This is a genomic window from Pseudoalteromonas sp. G5_S1_14_S5 (genome assembly GCF_054968605.1).
The window spans coordinates 12,940-33,320 of sequence record NZ_JBQKUM010000057.1 but is presented as its reverse complement, the minus strand read 5'-3'; the positions used below and the strand labels follow the sequence as shown (position 1 = coordinate 33,320).

Below are 20,381 nucleotides of genomic sequence, written 5' to 3'. Positions count from 1 at the left end.
TTAGTATTTTATGTCATTTTCCTATTGAGGCAGTGCTGCCGAAACGGCGTTGTCGTCTTCAGCTAAGCTAGAAGCTTCAGGTATTACGATTGGCTCTTCGGCAACATCGCTACTGGTGTCTAACCAGTCGCGTAGGCTTTGCCAAACTAATCCTAGCGTCTCGTGCCAGTAATGTTCTGTTTGTTCAAGATAAATCGCTTGAGGCATGTATTTGTTCCAAGGCTCTACTATGCCGTCTTGAGCAAGATAGTTGGTTGGAGCTGGCAATGGTTTCATGCCTGCTGCATTAAATTCGTTTAGAGCACGTGTCATGTGGATTGCTGAAGTCACCAATACCATTTTCTTGTTTTTCACGAACGCTGCTGCTTGGCGAGCTTCTTCCCACGTATCTTTGGCTGTTTCCAGCAAAATGATGTCAGGTTTTGACACTCCAAGTGCTAGGGCTACCTTAGCCATCATTCTTGCGTTACTGACCTCTGTACCAGCACCGTAGCCAGACAAAATCAGTTTAGCGCCAGGGTAGAGACGTAAAATACGAATCCCTTCACTTAAACGCATCAAGCCTGTACGGCTCAGTTCAGATGTTGGTGGGACCTGGTCATCAACAACGTGTCCGCTACCCAGAACCATCACGTAATCGACAGTCTCATCGACCGGTAAAAATGCAGTGTGCTGCCTCTCCATTGGCATTAAAAGTTGACTAGAAACTGGTTGGAAAGCGATTAGGAAAATACCACAGAGGGCAGAGAGGGTAATTAAGCAACCAGTCTTTCTTTTAGTAGTAAACATCACTAGGGCTAAGCCCAGAAATGCGAGAATTAACATTGCTGGTAGTGGCATCAGTAATGAAGACACTACTTTTTTCAGCTCAAACATATCCGAATAGTCCGAAAAAACATCACTTAGTAGTAAAAAGAGACATCGCCTCTTTATTCCTGAAATTCCTGTGACAGAATAGCAGGCACGATAAGACATAATAACTCAAGTAGCTGTGACTGAAGACCGTAATTTCGACGATATTGCCCACAAATTTGCAAAAAATATTTACGGCTCCGACAAAGGAGAGATCCGTCAGATCATCGTATGGGAAGATTTAGAACAAGCTTTGAGCAAGTTTGAAGGTTCTGTTTCTCCATTGCATGTGCTTGATGCCGGAGGCGGGTTGGCACAGATGTCGCAAAAAATCGCGGCGCTTGGTCATAAGGTTTTTCTATGTGATCTGTCTTCTGAGATGCTAAAGCTGGCTCAAGAAGGGATCACCGAAGCGGGGCTGTTAGAGCAATATCAGTTTATCCATTCTCCGGTACAAAAAGTGGCAGAGCATCTCGACGATCAAGTCGACTTTGTGATGTTTCATGCCGTTATGGAGTGGCTAGCAGACCCTAAAGAAGCACTCGATTTGCTACTTGAACAAGTTAAACCAGGTGGTGTTGCCTCGATAATGTTTTACAACCACCACGGATTAGTACTGAAAAATGTGATTTGTGGCAACATTCCTCATGTATTGAATGGGATGCCACATCGAAAACGGTTTAAGCTGCAACCACAAAAAGGCTTGAAGCCTGAAGAGGTTTATCAATGGATAGAAGACGCTGGTCTAGAAATCTGTGGTAAATCTGGCATTCGCTCTTTCAGTGACTACATAGGAAATATGGAGTACATGGGCGATTACCAATTTGAAGATGTATTGGAACTAGAAAAGCAGCTATGCCGCCAAGAGCCATATCTGTCACTAGGCCGGTATATTCACGTTTGGGCTCAAAAACCTGCGCAATAAAAGTGATGAATGTGGTAAAAGAGGCCACAACAAGCGCTATGCAATCGTAACAAGCCCGCGTTATAAAGAAATAGGCGTCATATTAAACGTATTCGATATGACGAAGAACAGTAACAGGAACCACAATGAGTGAAATGACTCAAACTGCCGAAGAGCAGCCAATTGATGAGTTGGTGGGCTGGGTCAAGCAGCATGATTTTTCATTAAACTTGCCGCCAGAGCGCTTAGCATTTTTGATTGCTATCGCAGTATTAAGCAATGAAAGGTTCGATGAAGAGTTGGGCGAGGGTGAAATGCATGATGCATTTACTATCGTCACTCGACTGTTTGAAGATACTGGTGAAGCGTCAGCGTTTCGCGCTAATAACGCAATCAATGAGTTGGTTAAACAGAAGCTGATTAGCCGCTTCACCAGCGAAATTACCGATGGTGCAAGCATCTACCGTTTGTCACCGTTGGCTATTGGTATCTCAGATTATTATTTACGTCACCGTCAGTTCTCTAAATTAAAACTGTCTATCCAGCTTTCAATGGTTGCGGATGAAATGGCAAAGGCCATTGAAGCGGCGCAGAAAGGCGGAACGCCAGGACATTGGAGAAAGAACGTTTACGGTGTGCTCAAGTATTCCGTTGGTGAAATTTTCGATCAGATTGATCTTAACCAACGTGTTATGGATGAGCAGCAACAGACTGTAAAACAGCAGATTGCTGACCTTCTTAATAAAGATTGGCGTGAAGCGATCAACAACTGTGAAGTCTTGCTGTCAGAAACCTCTGCCACGCTAAAAGAGCTGCAAGACACCTTGCAAGCGGCAGGTGATGAACTGCAAACGCAGATCCTCGATATCCAAGAAATAGTCTACGGTGACGACGAACTTGAGTTTGTTGGCGAAACCTTGTTTGGTCTGCAAATGAAGCTCGACCGAATCACAAGTTGGGGCCAACAAGCAATTGACCTGTGGATCGGCTATGACCGTCACGTTCACAAGTTTATCCGTACCGCGATTGATATGGATAAGAACCGTGCCTTCAGCCAACGCCTACGTCAATCTGTGGTTGAATATTTTGATGCGCCTTGGCTACTGACGTATGCCGACGCTGAAAAGCTAAACGACCTTCGTGATGAAGCTCTTGTGCTTCGTGATGACGAAGTAACGGGACAAGCACCACTCGACGTAGAGTATGAAGAATTTGAGCAAGTGAATGATCTGCTGTCTGAAAAAATTGCAGATATGTTGAAAGCTCACAAACAGCAAGGTGTGCCAATCGATCTTGGCCTTGTGTTACGCGATTACCTCGCTGAACACCCTCGCACACACCATTTTGATTTAGCCAGAATTGTTGTCGACCAAGCGGTGCGCTTAGGTTACTCAGAGTCTGACTATCAGGCTATTCAGCCAGATTGGCAGGCAATCAACGATTTCGGTGCAAAGGTACAAGCCAATGTCATTAACAAGTACTGATGATTACATGCCAGAGAAACTGGTAAAAGCGATAGCGAACCCATTGTTCCCTGCGCTAGATAGCATGCTGCGTTCAGGCAAGCATATTTCAACAGAAGACCTAGATAACCACGCGTTACTTTCTGATTTTGAAGTTGAGCTTCAGCATTTCTACCAACGCTACAACACAGAGCTTGTGAAAGCACCGGAAGGTTTCTTCTATCTGCGTCCACGTTCTACGTCTCTGATCGGTCGTAGTGTGTTGTCTGAGCTAGACATGCTTGTAGGTAAGGTATTGTGTTTCTTATACCTGAGCCCAGAACGTTTGGCTCACGAAGGTATCTTCACTAACCAAGAGTTGTTTGAAGAGCTAATGACGTTAGCGGATGAGAAAAAGCTCATGAAGCTAGCAACAAACCGTGCGTCTGGTTCTGACTTAGACAAAGAAAAACTGTTTGAAAAAGTACGTACTTCTCTACGTCGCTTACGTCGTATCGGCATGTTGATAGCGATTGGCGAAACGGGCAAATTCCGTATCAGCGAAGCGGTATTTCGTTTTGGTGCGGACGTACGTGTTGGCGATGACATGAAAGAAGCTCAACTGCGTCTTATCCGTGATGGTGAGGCTGTGGTGCATACACAAGAACCTAACCAAGGTAGCTTGTTGAATGAAGAGAAAGCAGAAGCGGCATCAGATGTAGATGAAAACGGTCAACAAGATATTTTTAACGAACAAGCTGACTTTGACCTTGAGTCAAATGACGGCGAACAAACAAAAGTAGAAGGTGAAGCATGATTGAAAGAGGTAAGTATCAATCATTAACCATGGTCAACTGGAACGGCTTCTTCGCACGTACTTTTGATATTGATGGATTGGTCACAACGCTTTCTGGCGGTAACGGTGCAGGTAAGTCGACCACAATGGCGGCATTCATTACAGCACTTATCCCTGACCAAAGCCTTCTGCATTTCCGTAACACTACGGAAGCGGGTAGCTCACAGTCATCTCGTGATAAAGGCCTTTACGGTAAGCTTCAGCCGGGCGCATGTTATGCTGCTCTAGACGTGGTGAACTCTCGTAACCAACGCCTACTGTTTGCCGTAAAACTGCAGCAAGTTGCTGGTCGTGACAAGAAAGTAGACATCAAGCCGTTCGTTATCCAAGGCCTTCCTAGCCATGTAAAGCCAACGGACGTACTGATTCAGAACGTTTCAGACAGCCACGCTCGTGTATGTCAGTTGAACGATGTGAAAGCCGCAGTTACACAATACGAAGGCGCACACTTCAAAGCGTTCTCTTCGATTGTGGATTACCACTCACAGATGTTTGAATACGGTGTGGTACCGAAGAAACTGCGTAACAGCAGCGACCGTTCTAAGTTCTACCGTTTGATTGAGGCATCACTTTACGGTGGTATCTCAAGTGCGATTACACGTTCTCTGCGTGATTACCTTCTGCCGCAAAATGGTGGTGTGAAGAAAGCATTCCAAGATATGGAATCGGCACTGCGTGAGAACCGCATGACGCTAGAAGCGATCAAGACAACTCAGTCGGATCGTGACTTGTTCAAGCATTTGATCACTGAATCGACCAACTACGTGGCAGCAGACTACATGCGCCATGCGAACGATCGTCGTAACAAGCTTGATCAAACTATGAAGTTCCGTGGTGAGCTGTTTGGTTCGCGTGAAACTTTACTTGAGCAAAACAACCTGCTTAATCGAGCTCAAGAAGAGCTTGAACTGTTGGTGGATCAAGAATCAGCGCTAGAGCAAGATTACCAAGCGGCTTCGGATCATCTTCAATTGGTTCAAACTGCACTTCGTCAGCAAGAGAAAATTGCTCGCTACAGCGAAGATCTAGAAGAGCTTAATGAGCGTCTAGAAGAGCAGATGATGGTAGTGGAAGAAGCTCAAGAGAGAGTTCTTCTAGCTGAAGAGCAGGCAACCATCACTGAAGAAGAAGTGGATAGTCTGAAAACTCAGCTTGCAGACTACCAACAAGCGTTGGATGTTCAGCAGACACGTGCACTTCAATACCAGCAAGCGGTTCAAGCCCTAGAGAAAACCAAGCAGTTACTCGGTGATGAATCGATTACTGCAGAAAGTGCGTTAACTCTAGTTTCTGAGCTGAAAGCACAAGAAGAATCAAGCACACAGACTCTACTGGCAACGAAACATAAGCTAGACATGTCTTCTGCAGCTTCGGCTCAGTTCGACAAAGCATTGTCTTTGGTTAAGAGCATTGTTGGAGACGTTGAGCGTAAAGAGGCGTCTTATAGCGCTAAGCAAGCTCTAGAAAAAGGCCGCAAAGCCAAAAATGTTGTTGAAAACGAACAGCAATGGCATGCTCAACACCGTGACATGGCTCGTGACGTAGCGCAGCAACGTCAAGCGAAAGAGCTAGCAACTGAATACCAAAAGCAGCACAACATTTCACTGACTGACGAAGCGGTTTTTGAAGAAGAACGTGAACGTCATGCCATGCAGATCGAAACGCTTGAGTATGCTCAAGAAGAGCTTCGTGAAGCGAAGAGTGAGCAACGTCGTGTTCAGCAAAACCACGATCAAGAGATTCAAAAGCTTGAGTCAATTGCTCCTGCGTGGATCACAGCAAACGATGCGCTTGAATCGTTAAGAGATCAAACCGAAGCTGAGCTAGAAGATAGCCAAGCTGTGATGACGCAAATGCAGCAAGTGCTTGAAGATGAGAAATCTCAAGCGATGGAAAAAGATCAACTGGCAACGCGCCGATCTGAACTTGAACAAGAGATCGAGCGTCTAGCATCTCCTGGTGGTTCAAATGATCCTCGCCTGAAAGGCCTAGCAGACACCCTTGGTGGCGTGCTGCTTTCTGAGATCTACGACGACATCACGATTGGCGATGCACCATATTTCAGTGCGATGTATGGCCCGGCTCGTCATGCGATTGTGGTTTCAGATCTTGATGGCATCAAAGAGAAGCTGATTGATCTTGATGACTGCCCTGAAGACCTTTACATCCTTGAGGGGGATGTAGATGCGTTTGATGACAGTTCATTCAATGCTGATGAGTTAGATGGCGCAGTGTGTGTTCAATTGAATGCTCGCCAGGTGCGTTACTCTCGTTTCCCTGAGATCCCATTGTTTGGTCGTGCAGCTCGTGAGCAACGTCTTGAGAAACTGCGTGAAGAGCGCGATGTGGTTGTTGAGAATCACGCGAAAGCTGCGTTTGACTCTCAAAAGCTGAACCGTCTATATCAAGCATTTAACAGCTTTGTAGCGAAGCACCTGCACGTTGCGTTTAATGCCGATCCAGAGCAAGCACTTGCAGTCGTTCGTGAGAAACGTAACCAAGTCGTGCGCTCGTTAGCTGAACTGGATTCGAAAGAGCAACAACAACGTAGCAAGCTTCAACAAAGTAAACAGGCGATTGCTGCGCTTGATAAGTTAGCGCCTATGGTTCGTATTCTAGAAGACGAAAAATTAGCTGAACGTTTGGCTGAACTAGAAGTACAACTAGAACGTCTGAGTGAAGCTAAGTCTTACCTGAAGACTCATGGCAAAGCACTTGCGTCACTAGAGCAAATCGTTTCTGCACTAGACGCTGATCCAGAACAATTTGAAGCTTTGGAAGCTGAGTACCGTCAAGCGGACAACGCGCTACAAACGCTAAAAGGCAAAGTGTTCGCACTGTCTGATCTGATTGAACGCCGTCACTACTTTTCTTACGCAGACTCAGTTGACCTGCTTAACAAGAGTAGTGAATTGAGTGATCAACTGAAAGCAAAACTGGTCCAAGCAGAACAAGCTCGTGCGAAAGGCCGTGATGGCTTGAAGCAAGCTCGCGAACAGATGAACCAGTACAACCAAGTATTGGCAGCGCTGAAGAGCTCGCATCAAGCGAAGCAAGAGACTGTTCAAGAGTTTAAACAAGAGCTTCAAGAGTTCGGTGTTAACGCTGATGAAGGTGCTGAAGAGCGCGCGGTTCGTCGTCGTGATGAACTTCAAGAGCGTCTGCATACTTCTCGCAGTCGCAAGAGCGAATACGAACGCACGATTACCTCAACTGAACTTGAGATGAAAGCACTGGCTAAGCGTCTTAAGAAAGTACAGAAAGAATACACAGAGCTTCGTACCTTCGTTGTTGCAGCAAAAGCCGGTTGGTGTTCAGTACTGCGTTTAGCTCGTGAGAATGACGTTGAACGTCGTCTACACAAGCGTGAACTGGCTTACTTAACGGCTGGTGAACTTCGCTCAATGTCGGATAAATCACTGGGTGCACTTCGTCTGGCTGTGGCTGACAATGAAGACCTACGCGATTCGTTGCGCCTATCGGAAGATAACGCGCATCCAGAGCGTAAGGTTTTGTTCTACATTGCGGTTTACCAACATCTTCGCGAGCGTATTCGCCAAGACATCATCCATACGGATGATCCGGTTGAAGCAATCGAAGAGATGGAAGTTGAACTAGCTCGATTAACTGAAGAACTGACGCAGCGTGAAAATCGCCTAGCAATCAGCTCTGAGTCAGTAGCAAGTATTATTAAGAAGACGATTCAGCGCGAGCAGAACCGTATTCGTATGCTTAACCAAGGTCTGTCAAACATTTACTTTGGTCAGGTTAAGGGCGTACGTCTGAACGTTAAGATCCGTGAAAGCCACGAAATCTTGCTATCGGGCTTAGCGACTCAACAAGAGCAGCATAAAGACCTGTTCGAAACGACCCGTTTCACCTTCTCAGAAGCGATGGCGAAGTTGTTCCAACGTGTGAACCCACACATCGATATGGGCCAACGTTCTCCGCAAGTTCTGGGTGAAGAGCTACTGGATTACCGTAACTACCTAGAACTAAGTGTTGAAGTTAACCGTGGTTCTGATGGTTGGCTACAAGCTGAATCGGGCGCGCTGTCTACCGGTGAGGCGATTGGTACTGGTCAATCTATCCTACTGATGGTGGTTCAGAGCTGGGAAGAAGAATCTCGTCGACTTCGTAACAAAGACATTGTTCCATGTCGCTTGTTGTTCCTTGATGAAGCAGCACGTCTGGATGCGAAGTCTATCTCTACACTGTTTGAACTGTGTGACCGTCTAGGTATGCAGCTTCTGATTGCAGCGCCAGAGAACATCAGCCCAGAGAAGGGAACAACCTACAAACTGGTGCGTAAGGTCTTCAAAGATCACGAACACGTACACGTTGTTGGTCTGCGCGGATTTGCTCAGAATAAGCCAGCTTCTCCAGTTCAAGAGCTTATCGAAGAAACTGAACAATAAGCACAAGCTGACCTTTTCCTACTAATTCAAAGCCCCTCATCGTAGGGGCTTTTTTTATGCCTCGAATCTAGCCTTTTTGAATAATTGCTAAGACCACACCAACCTTATGTCCAATCTCAAGGTTAGTGTCTGTTCCTTGTTTGAATCCCCTGTGAATTTGGTATTGGGGTAACATAATTTTAGCCGAGTCGGCTAGATTGGAAAATATGTTAGCTAAAAGCCGCATAACTCTCAGAGTTACGCGGCTTTTTTGTTCTTGATGAGATACAGAGTGATTAATTCAACAACAGGTTTGTTCTTCGCTCGTTTTAGGACTAGCTTGAAATAATTTCATTACTGTGAACACCAAATTGCTTCGCAGCGTAAGCAACCCGCTCTGCAGGTTTTGGGTATTCAGCGGGTGTACCAAGGTTTTCAATATGCTGTAATCTAGGAAGTAAACCTGCGCCGTTCGCGATTTGGATAGCCAAACCTGGACGAGCGTTAAGCTCAAGGACCATTGGGCCTTCTTCTTGGTCTAGCACCATATCCGTACCCATGTAGCCCAAGCCAGTCATCTCCCAAGCGCTTGATGCAAGAGTCAGCAGCTTTTCCCAGTGAGGAACTTGCAGCAGTGCCAGTTCTTTACCTGTGTCTGGGTGATGCGTCACCGGTTGGTCAAACTGAACCGCTCGCACTGCTTTGCCTGTTGCGATGTCGATACCTACACCGACGGCACCTTGGTGAAGGTTTGCCTTGCCATCAGAAGCTGAAGTAGAGAGACGCATCATCGCCATAACAGGGTAGCCTTTGAATACGATGATACGTACATCGGGTACACCTTCATAACTGAAACCGTCAAAACATTCGTCAAACTTAATCAAGTTTTCCACGACCGCCACGTCATTTTTGCCACCTAGCGAGAATAGTCCCGCTAGCGCATTACTGATGTGACGCTCTACATCTTGTTCGTTAATGGTAGAGCCAGAAGGCTTAGTGTAAACGCCTTCCTTGTGTGAGGTGATGACAAGTATGCCCTTACCACCACTTCCTTGAGCTGGTTTAATTACAAAACCCGGCCACTCTTTAACCATTTTGTGGATTGTCTTTACTTCAGCTTGGTGACTGATCACGCCGATAAGTTTAGGCACGGTCGCACCTGCTTGTTCCGCAATGATTTTAGTCTTTAGCTTGTCATCTACTAACGGATACTTTGAGCGATCATTATAGCGACCAATGTAGCTATGGTTACGCTTGTTCATTCCCATGATGCCTTTGTTTTTCAACTTAAATGGCGAAGTAAACTGTTCAAACATAACTTAATCCTCCGCTAGCGGTTTAAAGCGACGTAGCTCAGTTAAGCGGTAACCAGTGTAAGTACCCAGTAGTAAAATACCCCCTAGGACAATCAGTTGTAGACCAATAAAGTTAAATGTTAGGTGTTGAATGAACGGATTAGTCATTGCTAAGTAAACAAGTACGGCCGTCAATAGTGACCCACCACCTTGAAGAACAACTTCTTTCACACCTTCTTCTTCCCATAGAATAGACATACGTTCGATCGTCCAAGATAGGATAATCATTGGGAAGAATGTAATAGATAGACCTTCAGTCAGACCTACTTTGAAAGAAACCACGGTAAACACGGAAATAATCATGATTACCGTGATAATCACCGCAGAAATCCTGGCAACTAGTAAGAGGTTTAACTTGGACAAATAGCTTCGAATAACAAGGCCAGTGCCAACAATGAGTAGGAAGCCAACGATACCGGTGACCAGTTGTGTTTGCACAAAAGCTACTGCAATTAGAACAGGCATGAAAGTACCAGATGTTTTCAATCCGACTATGACACGCAAGAACACAACGATCAGAGCACCGATTGGAATTAGCATGATGGTTTTAAACATTGCTTGCTCTTCTAGCGGCAGACTATGAATTGATAGGTTCAATAGTTGGTCTGCAGAGACTTTACGGTTGGTTGCTTCAGTAGGAGTAACCTCTTGAGCAATCATAGAGAAGTGAACTTTACTGTTTTGACCGCCAACAACATCTAATAGAGAGACGTTCGACTCGTCCCAAATAAGTAGGTTTGATTGAACTTGTTTCTCGCTTGATTCAGGTGAGAATAGAATCCACTGCTCGTTATCCCAAACTTGGATCATGTTTTGAATAGATTGACGACGGCGACCATCTTCTAACTCGACAACACCAACCACTTTGTTGTGGATTTTTGCTGCCGAAAGTAGCTTGTGTGTCGCTTCCACTTTGGTCATGTTGTTCAGAAGCAGCGCAGAGTTTTGGCTGTCTGGATCGTTTAGCGTTTTGATGAGCTCACGGGTGAAGGTTAGGTTGTCCGCTGAACGTTTGGTTGCACGGTCAATCAATGCAATTGATGCTGCCTCTTCTGGTCCGTCGAAACTAGGTTGAGCAATTTCACCTTCTGGTGGGTTTTCTCTAACTTTCGCTTGGCTGTCGACTAAGAATTGAGTTTTGTAGTAGATGGTTTGTGGACCATCAGCATAGCGGATCGACCATTCTGCGCGGCGGCCCGACTCGGTATTCAAGTAAGAGATACCGTAGCCTGGTGATGAAGCTGATTCGTTGATTAGCGTGTAGTTAGACTGGGTATGAGGAGCCGCTAATGAAACTTTAGCTTCTTTACCTACTGCATTGAATTCGATACGAGCCTCAATGTCCCACACCTGTCTGGTTTCCCCCGGGGTCCAAGGAACACCATAGGTCGTGTGTCTGAACATACTCAGTGCTATGCCAGCAACGATGAGTAGAAAAATAGAGATATAAAATGGAATTCGTGACGTCATAGCTTACCCTACTGTTGTTATTTGGCTTCCGTTTGTACGTATTGTTTACTTACATCTACTAGCGCTATGTCTTTGATAAATTCGCGTCCTAGTAATACAGGGTGACTCATTTGAGAGCGATCCGCCAATGTAAATTGCGCTTTTTCATGGATTTTTCCAACCTTAACCCATAATTCGATCACAGCTCGACGTTCTGCTTGGTCGGTCGTTGACTGACGGATTTTTACATAACGTGCAACAGGCGCTTCAATCCATTTTTGCTCTTCTGTCGCTTGTGATTTATCAGCTAGGTGGAATCGTACCCAATCTTTGCCATTGCGTTCGAATTCTTTGATATCAACAGCATTCAAAGAGGATGTAGTAGCACCTGTATCAACACGAGCATCGAAGCTTTGTTTGATAGAGTCGATAGATACTTTTTCGATGCCGCCAAGGATTGTAGGTTGTGCAGTTGGAGCAATAGGAGACGCTTCAACTGCGACGGGCTCTTCTTCTAGCTCATCAATCACTTTGTGTTCTATGCTGTTTAGGTGAACATTAAGCTGTTGGGAAAGGGTTGTGATTTCGTCTTCTAAGCTTTCAATGTAATCACTTTGATTGCTTAGTTGCAGTTCTAGATTTTGAACCTTATTTGCGATGTTTGTCTCTGAGCGGGCAATAGCGTCGAGAGTTTCTTGGTGGTAGGCCGCACCGTTAGTTAGGGTACAACCAGAGAGCAAACCAACCGCCACAATCGGCGATAATCGCTTAAACATAAAAAAAAACCTTTGGAAAATTAGAGAATAGTTCAGACTATTTAGAAGTTTAGCCCACAAAAAAGGATGCGTGAAGCATCCTATTGTAAGAGTCTGGTCATATTGAATCGCAATGTGAGCGCTACGCCAATTATTGCTATTTGAAATAGCTCGTTTATTAAACTTTTGTCAGTTTTAGAAAATAAATGAGCTTTAGAGACAAACTTTGTTACGGCGCAATTTGGGCTTTTAAATATTAAGTTTATGGCTTGGTTGCGATAAGAATAGCGCGTCTCGGCGCAGGGTGACCTTCAACAGTTTTTCTTGGGTCGTTTGGATCCAGGTAATCGGGCAGAGAGTTGTGTGTCATCCACTCAGTTGTGCGCTGTTCACCAATTGTCGTAACATTCTCATCCACGATGCGTACGTCTTTAAAGCCAACTTGTTCAAGCCAGCGCTTCAGTGCACGAGCAGAAGGGAAAAAGTACACATTTCTCATCTGTGCGTAGCGATCAACAGGCACCAATACTGCGTTCTCATCGCCTTCAATCACTAGAGTCTCCAGTACTAATTCACCGCCAGACACTAATTGGTCCTTCAGTTGAATAAGGTGGTCCAGTGGAGAACGACGGTGGTACAGCACACCCATGCTGAATACCGTGTCATAGGCTTCAAGTTTTGGTAGCTGTTCGATACCTAAAGGTAGAAGGTGAGCGCGTTGGTCATTGCCCATTAACTTACGAATAGCTTCAAATTGAATCAAGAATAGGTGAGAAGGATCAATACCCACAGTTAAGCGTGCTCCTTCACCTAGCATACGCCACATGTGGTAGCCGTTACCACAGCCAACATCTAGCACCGAGCGGTTCTTCAATGGAGAAATATGTGGAAGTACACGATCCCATTTCCAGTCACTGCGCCACTCTGTATCGATATGGATGTCGTGAACCGTGTAAGGGCCTTTTCTCCATGGGTGGAACGTCTTCAATAAGCTTTCTAGCTTTTTCAATTCACCTGAGTGGTATGGCGTAGAACTACCAATAGTCACTGAATTTTTTAGGTCGACTTGATCTGGTACGTCTTGTGGAATTTTGTTTAACGCGCGTAACCAACGATCGAAATCACCGTGCTCTGCATTCTGCCAATCCGTCAGTTGCTGTGGCAAAACGTTAAGCCACGGCTGTAGGCGAGTATCTTGGGCAATAAGTTGATAAAAATTGGCAAAATTAAACATAGTTTTTCACTGAATTGGTGGTGTAAAAGTTATCGTGTCATTCACTACTGTGAGGATGACGTTCTAGTACGAGCTAACTGGGTTTGTGAGCTACTTAATCGCGAACATTGATCCAAAGTTAAAGCATTGGAACCATACTTCGCTGCTTGAGAAGCCAATCTTATCAAAGCGCTCTTTGTGCACAGGGATAGAGTCTGGGCGCATCACGTTTTCAATCGCGCTGCGTTTTTGGCTTACTTCAAGTTCGCTATATCCGTTAGCACGTTTGAAATCATGGTGCAGATCGATAAGCAGTTCGTTCGAGCTGTCATCTTCGAATACATATTTCTCAGATAAGATTAGAATTCCGCCTGGTCGCAGGCCGGCATGAATTTTCTCAAGTAGAGCATAGCGGTCGCCTGGCGATAGGAACTGCAGCGTGAAGTTAAGCACCACGACCGAAGCATCTTTGATTTCGACTTCGCGGATATCGGCTTCGATGACTTCTACAGGCGTGTCACTGCGGTAAGCGTTAACGTGTAATTTGCAGCGCTCAACCATCGCTTCCGAGTTATCGATAGCGAAAATTGTGCAGCCTTCTTGCTGGATGTGACGACGCATGGAAAGTGTTGCAGCGCCAAGAGAACAACCCAGGTCATAAACGTTTGAATGCGGTTTTACGAAACGCTCCGCTAACATACCGATAGCTGAGATGATATTGCTGTAGCCAGGAACTGAGCGTTGAATCATATCCGGGAATACTTCTGCGACCCTTGCATCAAAGGTGAAGTCTCCAATTTTATCAATAGGAGCGGAAAAGATGTTGTCTTTGTTGCTCATGGCATTCTCTCTCGACAGTCAGCGTTATTGGTATAAAACTCTTACCAAATAAAAGGGGGCGTATTTTACGAAAAAATAGGACTGCTGTCACGAAAACTCAGATTACTGCCAAGGATTACTATTGTATGTACAAGAAACCTCAAAACATCGAGATTTGATGATAACCTTTCTGAGCTGGAAATTGTTCCAGGTCAGGTAGTAGTAGTGACGTATTTTCAGATACTTGCTTTTGTAATAACTCATAGATGGCGATTGCGAGTTCTGGTGCATGATTGTTGTCTGGGGTGTGGATCATTAAGTACGGTTGTTTGCCTTCACTTAGCCACTGTGGAATTTTGTTAAACCAAGGCTTGAAAAATTCGATATTTGGCGCTTGGTCAGGGTGACCAATAAATCGAATCATTGGATTGTTGGCCGTCGCAATGGCATGAACGGGCACGCGTGGCTTTTTCTGGTGCGCATCGATTACCGCTTCTGTGGTTGGCAGCGCAGAAAAGACAGGGCGGCTATCCATAATGATGCGGTTAATACCTTCTTCGACAAGCCATTGGTTAAAGCGTTTTTCAGCATCGCCTTTATCAAAGAAACCCAAGTGGCGAACTTCAACGCCGAGCTGCATCTGCTTTGGAAACAAGGTGCAAAATTTTTGCAGAGTGGGAAGCATACTCGGTTCAAAACTGTGTGGTAGCTGTATGGTCCACTGACCTATGCGATCATGTAGGGGTGACATCGTTATTAAGAACTCTTTGAGCTCGGCTTGGCAGTGTCTAAGTTGTTGCTGGTGGGTGATAAACTTGGGCAGTTTAAAGGTGAACCTGAAGTCATCGTGGCTTGCCGCTTTCCAGTTATGCACGGTAGTCATATTCGGCGTTGCGTAAAAGGTCGTATTGCCCTCTACGGTATGGAAAACTTGAGTGTACTTTTCAAGGCGCTCTGCGGGTTTGGTGCCTTTACCGTAGAACTGACTTTGCCACTCAGAATGAGACCACATGGTTAATCCAAGTCTTAGAGGTAAAGTGTCCATCGTTTTTGCATCATTAGTCATCACATTACTGCTTTTAATCGAAATGAAAATCTACTGTACGAGACTTTTGCTGATTAAGGTATTTTCGAGATATAATTATCGCAATTTTTTTGGTTTTGGTGAATCTTTGCGCGCTTGATGAGCTAAAAAGCAGCAAAGCCAGATAAAACACAATAAATTCGAGTGTGGAAGGTCGATTTTAACCGAGTTTCCGCGTATAAATGATTCCTTGCTTTGTTAGGTAAAAAGCTCTGTAGAGCTATTTTAACACCTACAACTTGGAAATTAGTAAATTATTAAGAGATTGGGAAATTCATTATGCGTACCCATTACTGTGGTAACCTGAACAAGTCCCTGGCGGGACAAACTGTGGAATTGTGCGGCTGGGTAAACCGTCGCCGTGATTTAGGCGGTCTTATCTTTATTGATATGCGTGATCGTGAAGGCATCGTTCAGGTTGTTGTCGATCCAGATATGAAAGATATCTTCCCGATCGCTAACCAACTGCGTAATGAGTTCTGTATCAAATTGACTGGTGAAGTACGCGTTCGTCCTGACAGCCAAGTAAATAAAGACATGGCTACTGGTGAAGTAGAACTTTACGCTACTGGTCTCGAGATCATCAACCGTTCAGAAGCGCTTCCACTAGACTTCAACCAAACGAACTCTGAAGAACAGCGTCTTAAGTACCGTTACATCGATCTTCGTCGTCCAGAAATGAGTGATCGCATCAAGCTTCGTGCTCGTGCATCTAGCTTCGTTCGTCGCTTCCTAGACGAGAACCTGTTCCTAGATATCGAAACACCAGTACTAACGAAAGCGACTCCAGAAGGCGCTCGTGACTACCTAGTACCAAGCCGTGTTCATAAAGGCAGCTTCTACGCGCTTCCTCAATCTCCTCAGCTGTTCAAGCAACTGCTGATGATGTCTGGTTTTGACCGTTACTACCAAATCGTTAAATGTTTCCGTGATGAAGATTTACGTGCTGACCGTCAGCCTGAATTTACTCAGATCGATATCGAAACATCGTTCATGTCTTCTCAAGAAGTACGTAACATCACTGAAAAGTTAGTTCACGATATGTGGAAAGAGCTTCTAGATGTAGAGTTAGGTCAATTCCCAGTAATGCCTTTCTCTGAAGCGATTCGTCGTTTCGGTTCTGATAAGCCAGATCTACGTAACCCACTAGAGCTTGTTGACGTTGCTGACCTAGTTAAAGACGTTGAGTTCAAAGTATTCTCTGGCCCAGCTAACGACGAAAAAGGTCGTGTAGCGGTTATCCGTGTTCCAGGTGGTGCTAAGCTAACTCGTAAGCAAATCGACGGTTACGCAGAGTACGTAAACATCTACGGCGCGAAAGGTCTAGCTTGGATGAAGGTTAACGACCGTGCCGCTGGCATGGAAGGTATCCAATCTCCAGTTGCTAAATTCCTAAGCGAAGACGTAATCAAAGGTATTCTAGATCGCACTGAAGCTGAATCTGGCGATATCATTCTGTTCGGCGCAGACAAAGCAGGCATCGTTGCTGAAGCAATGGGCGCACTTCGTCTTAAACTAGGTATAGACCTAGAGCTAACAGATACATCTGCATGGGCTCCATTGTGGGTTGTCGACTTCCCAATGTTTGAAGAAGACGGCGAAGGTAACTTACACGCAATGCACCACCCATTTACATCTCCACTAGGTGTGACTGCGGAAGAGCTAAAAGCAAACCCAGCAGCAGCAAACTCTGACGCATACGACATGGTAATCAACGGCTACGAAGTTGGCGGTGGTTCTGTACGTATTCACAACGCAGAGATGCAAACGGCTGTATTCGGTATCCTAGGTATCGAAGAGAAAGAGCAACAAGAGAAGTTTGGCTTCCTACTAGATGCTCTTCAATACGGTACTCCACCACACGCTGGTCTAGCATTCGGTCTTGACCGTCTAGCAATGCTACTTTGTGGTACTGAGAACATTCGTGACGTTATCGCATTCCCGAAAACAACAGCTGCAGCATGTCTACTAACAGACGCGCCAAGCCTAGCAAACCCAGCATCTCTGGAAGAGCTAGCAATCACAGTTAAAGCAGCACAAAAAGAAGAGTCGGCTGAATAAGCTAAGAACTCTATCTTTTAAGTGACTCTTTATTGGAGTGACTTTTGCTTATGTAAATAAAAATGCCCGTTAATTTAACGGACATTTTTTTTATCGTTCGATATACTAAGCTGATAAAGCATGTATAAATAATCAGTACTAGAAGTTATGTCTATTATCTTGGGGATTGACCCCGGCTCTCGCATTACCGGCTACGGTGTGATTCGTCAAAATGGTCGCCATCTGCATTACTTAGGCAGTGGGTGTATCCGCACCTCGGAAAAAGAGCTTCCTGGCCGACTCAAGCAGATCTACGCCGGGGTAAGTGAAATCATTACTCAGTTTCAGCCGGATGTGTTTGCTATTGAGCAAGTATTCATGGCAAAGAATGCGGATTCGGCACTTAAGTTAGGTCAGGCTCGTGGTAGCGCAATTGTGGCCGCTGTAAATGCAGATTTGCCGGTTCATGAATACGCCGCTCGTTTGATTAAACAGGCGGTGACAGGTAATGGTGGTGCTGATAAGTCTGTGGTTCAGAACATGGTAATGAGTATGCTTAAGTTACCTGCGAGACCACAAGCCGATGCTGCCGATGCGTTAGGTGTAGCGATCACTCACGCCAACACCAACAAAACCTTGATTGCACTGGCAGGTAAAGCCACAGGCGCAAGAAAAGGGCGCTATCGTTAACTTTCTCCTCCAGTTAGCTTCCAGCATATATCGCCTCGCCTAGTTACACTGATGAGCCTCGCGTTTGGTTAGGCTCATATCAAAGCAATAAGCCGCTAAACCCCTGAGGAAATGAGATCTTTCGAACAGAACCTAGATCATAATATTGCGTCCTATTTAACATGATATTAACATTGGTCGGAGGTCTTATAAGTTAATCAAGGATGATCACTGATGAACCCTATCAAGTTGTGGCGCGTGCTATTTCTGCCCAAAACTCGCGAATGGAACAACAATCAAACCAGACAAGCCGACATCTTAATACTTTTCACTTTCATCGCTTTCTTTGTCGGTATCTACAGCTTAATCAAATGGACAAAACACGGAGAGCAGCTGCTGGTTGCTACTTCTGTGTTCCTTATCGTCTTTGAACTGTTCTCAGCCACGTTACTTCGTGTTACTGGGAAACCAAGTTTGGCACTTAACTTTGGCTTTGTCGGTATGGCGGTGCACGCACTGAATATCATTTATCAAAGTGGCGGTGTGGTGGATTCGACACAGGCCTATTGGGTACCTTTGTTAGTGGTTGCTTTCTTTTTATCAGGAACGCGCATTGTCGCTTTGGTGTGGAGTGGGTTGGTGATTGGTGTCTCTTTGGTGATGACGTCCGCTCATCTAAACGGATTCATATTTCCGCAGTTAGTGCTTACTCCGGAAGCGGTGGTTGTTGAAACATGGTCGGGGGTTATTATGCCGCTGGTGGTGATTTGTATTGCACAAGCGTTTACAGCCAAACAAAAAGAAGTCGCTATCGAGATGGCAGAACAAGCGATTTCAGAGAGTCAGCAGGTCGCTAACAAAGCGACACAAAGTGAAGGACGCTTGTCAGTTGTGCTCGACCAAGCCAACTCGAATTCAGAAAGCTTACAGGGTGTCTCTGTACATCTAGAACAACAGTCACAAGATTTACATGCGCAAGTCGAAGTGTTGAACATCAATTGTGAATCTCAGGCGAGTGCAGCCGAGGAGATGAGCCAGCAACTGCATCAGATGACACAAGGTATCGCAGAGTCGAATTCGTTTGTCGGTGAACTCAAAGAGCGCAGTGAAGCCGTTGGCACCAAAGCACAAAAGAGCTCTGAATCTCTTGAGGCCTCGACCGGAGCCATCAGTCAAATTATACAAAGTAACCAAGAGATCATGAAGGTCGCTGACTTAATTACTTCGGTAGCAGAGCAAACCAATTTACTCGCGCTAAATGCCGCAATAGAAGCGGCTCGCGCAGGTGAGCAGGGGAGAGGCTTTGCTGTGGTAGCTGACCAGGTAAGGGAGCTGTCAGCAAAAAGTAGTCATTCAGCCATCGAGATCCGAAGCTTGTTGGATCGCAGTAAAGTGGAAGTGGAGCACGGCAGAGCGATCATCGAAACTACGGCCAATGAAATGAACGGCATTATTTCAGAGGTTCAGACTATCTCTACTGATGTGAACCAGTTAACTGATATTATGGCGATGCAGATGGAATCCTTAAAAGAGCTCGATCTTGCCAGCTCTGAAGTGGCGCAGAGCGTTGCTGAAACCAAATCTGTGTCGGGTTTAGTCGCTAATTATGGTTCTGAACTGACCGGGCATGTCTCTTCAGTTAAGGAATTGGTTGAAAGCCTAAATTACGTGGTCTCCCAAGCTAAACAGGCGTAAATAAATCCCTCGAAAAACCACAAAGAACTGGATAAGCATCCAGTTCTTTTATATTCTGTCCCTCTAATTAAATTCCATCAAGAGAGTGAATTGTGATCGGACGTCTACGCGGTACATTAATAGAAAAACAGCCACCAGAATTATTGATTGAAGTCAGTGGTGTTGGTTACGAAGTACAAATGCCAATGAGCTGTTTTTATGAACTACCGAACGTAGGCGAAGAAGCAATTATCTATACGCATTTTGTAGTACGTGAAGATGCGCAGCTCCTTTATGGCTTCAACACAGTTAAAGAGCGTGCGTTGTTCCGCGAAGTGATCAAAGCGAACGGTGTTGGCCCTAAACTTGGCCTTGGTATCCTTTCAGGTATGACAGCGAGCCAGTTTGTTCAGAGTGTTGAACGCGAAGACATTTCAACGTTAGTGAAACTTCCGGGCGTTGGTAAGAAAACGGCGGAACGTCTTGTTGTTGAAATGAAAGACCGCCTTAAAGGGTGGGGGGCAGGTGACCTGTTTACCCCTGCGACTGACGCTGCACCGATTGACTCTATGCCAACGGTTCATGATGCTGAAGAAGAAGCAGTAAGTGCGCTGCTTGCACTAGGCTACAAACCAACTCAAGCTTCTAAGGTGGTTTCTCAAATCGCGAAAGACGGCATGACAAGTGAACAGTTGATTCGCGAAGCCTTGAAGTCGATGGTCTAATCGAAGTTGATAATACAGCCATAGTTCAATCGAAAGGTTAAGGTATGGCTGATAAAAGATACTTGTATCTAGCGTGTCGGCTCTTATGCTTCGACGTTAGGTAAAACGAGTGTTTACCTAACGTAGGTGATACTTTTAACAAGAATT

The 20,381-nt window shown here is 45.3% G+C and carries 15 protein-coding genes; 8 read left to right on the top strand and 7 right to left on the bottom strand.

Features of this window, described 5'->3' with window-relative positions; translation table 11 throughout:
* Positions 1-21 precede the first annotated feature (21 nt).
* Positions 22-876 (bottom strand): envelope biogenesis factor ElyC, encoded by an 855-nt coding sequence (gene elyC / locus ACTRWI_RS16345; protein ID WP_499132837.1) that lies wholly within the window; start codon positions 874-876, stop codon positions 22-24.
* A gap of 115 nt (positions 877-991) precedes the next feature.
* Between elyC and cmoM the strand changes: the two genes are divergently transcribed.
* The 4 genes from cmoM (at position 992) to mukB (ending at position 8,472) form a co-directional block, all read left to right on the top strand.
* Positions 992-1,777, top strand: coding sequence for a tRNA uridine 5-oxyacetic acid(34) methyltransferase CmoM (gene cmoM, locus ACTRWI_RS16340; protein ID WP_499132835.1), 786 nt, complete (start codon positions 992-994; stop codon positions 1,775-1,777).
* 125 nt (positions 1,778-1,902) lie between these two features.
* Positions 1,903-3,240 carry a chromosome partition protein MukF gene (gene mukF / locus ACTRWI_RS16335; RefSeq protein ID WP_499132834.1) on the top strand — a complete coding sequence of 446 codons (1,338 nt, stop codon included), beginning with the start codon at positions 1,903-1,905 and terminating at the stop codon, positions 3,238-3,240.
* Positions 3,221-4,015: a chromosome partition protein MukE gene (mukE, locus tag ACTRWI_RS16330; RefSeq protein WP_499132833.1), complete on the top strand. Its 795-nt coding sequence runs from the start codon at positions 3,221-3,223 to the stop codon at positions 4,013-4,015. Before mukF ends, mukE begins: the two co-directional genes overlap by 20 nt.
* On the top strand, positions 4,012-8,472 hold the full coding sequence (mukB, locus tag ACTRWI_RS16325; protein ID WP_499132832.1) for a chromosome partition protein MukB: 4,461 nt from the start codon (positions 4,012-4,014) through the stop codon (positions 8,470-8,472). Before mukE ends, mukB begins: the two co-directional genes overlap by 4 nt.
* Positions 8,473-8,786: 314 nt before the next feature.
* Here the strand turns inward: mukB and ACTRWI_RS16320 are convergent, their stop codons facing one another.
* From ACTRWI_RS16320 to ACTRWI_RS16295, 6 genes are all read right to left on the bottom strand, one after another.
* Positions 8,787-9,767 (bottom strand): alpha-L-glutamate ligase-like protein, encoded by a 981-nt coding sequence (locus ACTRWI_RS16320; RefSeq protein ID WP_499132830.1) that lies wholly within the window; start codon positions 9,765-9,767, stop codon positions 8,787-8,789.
* Positions 9,768-9,770: 3 nt separating this feature from the next.
* Positions 9,771-11,276: an inactive transglutaminase family protein gene (locus tag ACTRWI_RS16315; protein ID WP_499132828.1), complete on the bottom strand. Its 1,506-nt coding sequence runs from the start codon at positions 11,274-11,276 to the stop codon at positions 9,771-9,773.
* A gap of 17 nt (positions 11,277-11,293) precedes the next feature.
* Positions 11,294-12,031 carry an ATP-dependent zinc protease family protein gene (locus ACTRWI_RS16310; RefSeq protein WP_499132826.1) on the bottom strand — a complete coding sequence of 246 codons (738 nt, stop codon included), beginning with the start codon at positions 12,029-12,031 and terminating at the stop codon, positions 11,294-11,296.
* 241 nt (positions 12,032-12,272) lie between these two features.
* On the bottom strand, positions 12,273-13,244 hold the full coding sequence (cmoB, locus tag ACTRWI_RS16305) for a tRNA 5-methoxyuridine(34)/uridine 5-oxyacetic acid(34) synthase CmoB (protein ID WP_499132824.1): 972 nt from the start codon (positions 13,242-13,244) through the stop codon (positions 12,273-12,275).
* A gap of 90 nt (positions 13,245-13,334) precedes the next feature.
* The gene (gene cmoA, locus ACTRWI_RS16300; RefSeq protein ID WP_499132822.1) at positions 13,335-14,063 is read right to left on the bottom strand and encodes a carboxy-S-adenosyl-L-methionine synthase CmoA; all 729 of its coding nucleotides are present in this window, start codon (positions 14,061-14,063) and stop codon (positions 13,335-13,337) included.
* Between the two features lie 139 nt (positions 14,064-14,202).
* Entirely contained in the window at positions 14,203-15,087 is an 885-nt protein-coding gene (locus ACTRWI_RS16295) for a DUF72 domain-containing protein (RefSeq protein WP_499132838.1), read from the bottom strand.
* A gap of 318 nt (positions 15,088-15,405) precedes the next feature.
* Between ACTRWI_RS16295 and aspS the strand changes: the two genes are divergently transcribed.
* The 4 genes from aspS (at position 15,406) to ruvA (ending at position 20,234) form a co-directional block, all read left to right on the top strand.
* The gene (aspS, locus tag ACTRWI_RS16290; protein ID WP_499132820.1) at positions 15,406-17,187 is read left to right on the top strand and encodes an aspartate--tRNA ligase; all 1,782 of its coding nucleotides are present in this window, start codon (positions 15,406-15,408) and stop codon (positions 17,185-17,187) included.
* Between the two features lie 147 nt (positions 17,188-17,334).
* Positions 17,335-17,856 (top strand): crossover junction endodeoxyribonuclease RuvC, encoded by a 522-nt coding sequence (gene ruvC, locus ACTRWI_RS16285; RefSeq protein ID WP_499132819.1) that lies wholly within the window; start codon positions 17,335-17,337, stop codon positions 17,854-17,856.
* Positions 17,857-18,069: 213 nt separating this feature from the next.
* Positions 18,070-19,530: a methyl-accepting chemotaxis protein gene (locus ACTRWI_RS16280; RefSeq protein WP_499132817.1), complete on the top strand. Its 1,461-nt coding sequence runs from the start codon at positions 18,070-18,072 to the stop codon at positions 19,528-19,530.
* Between the two features lie 92 nt (positions 19,531-19,622).
* The gene (gene ruvA / locus ACTRWI_RS16275; RefSeq protein WP_063523072.1) at positions 19,623-20,234 is read left to right on the top strand and encodes a Holliday junction branch migration protein RuvA; all 612 of its coding nucleotides are present in this window, start codon (positions 19,623-19,625) and stop codon (positions 20,232-20,234) included.
* The last annotated feature ends 147 nt before the right edge of the window (positions 20,235-20,381 follow it).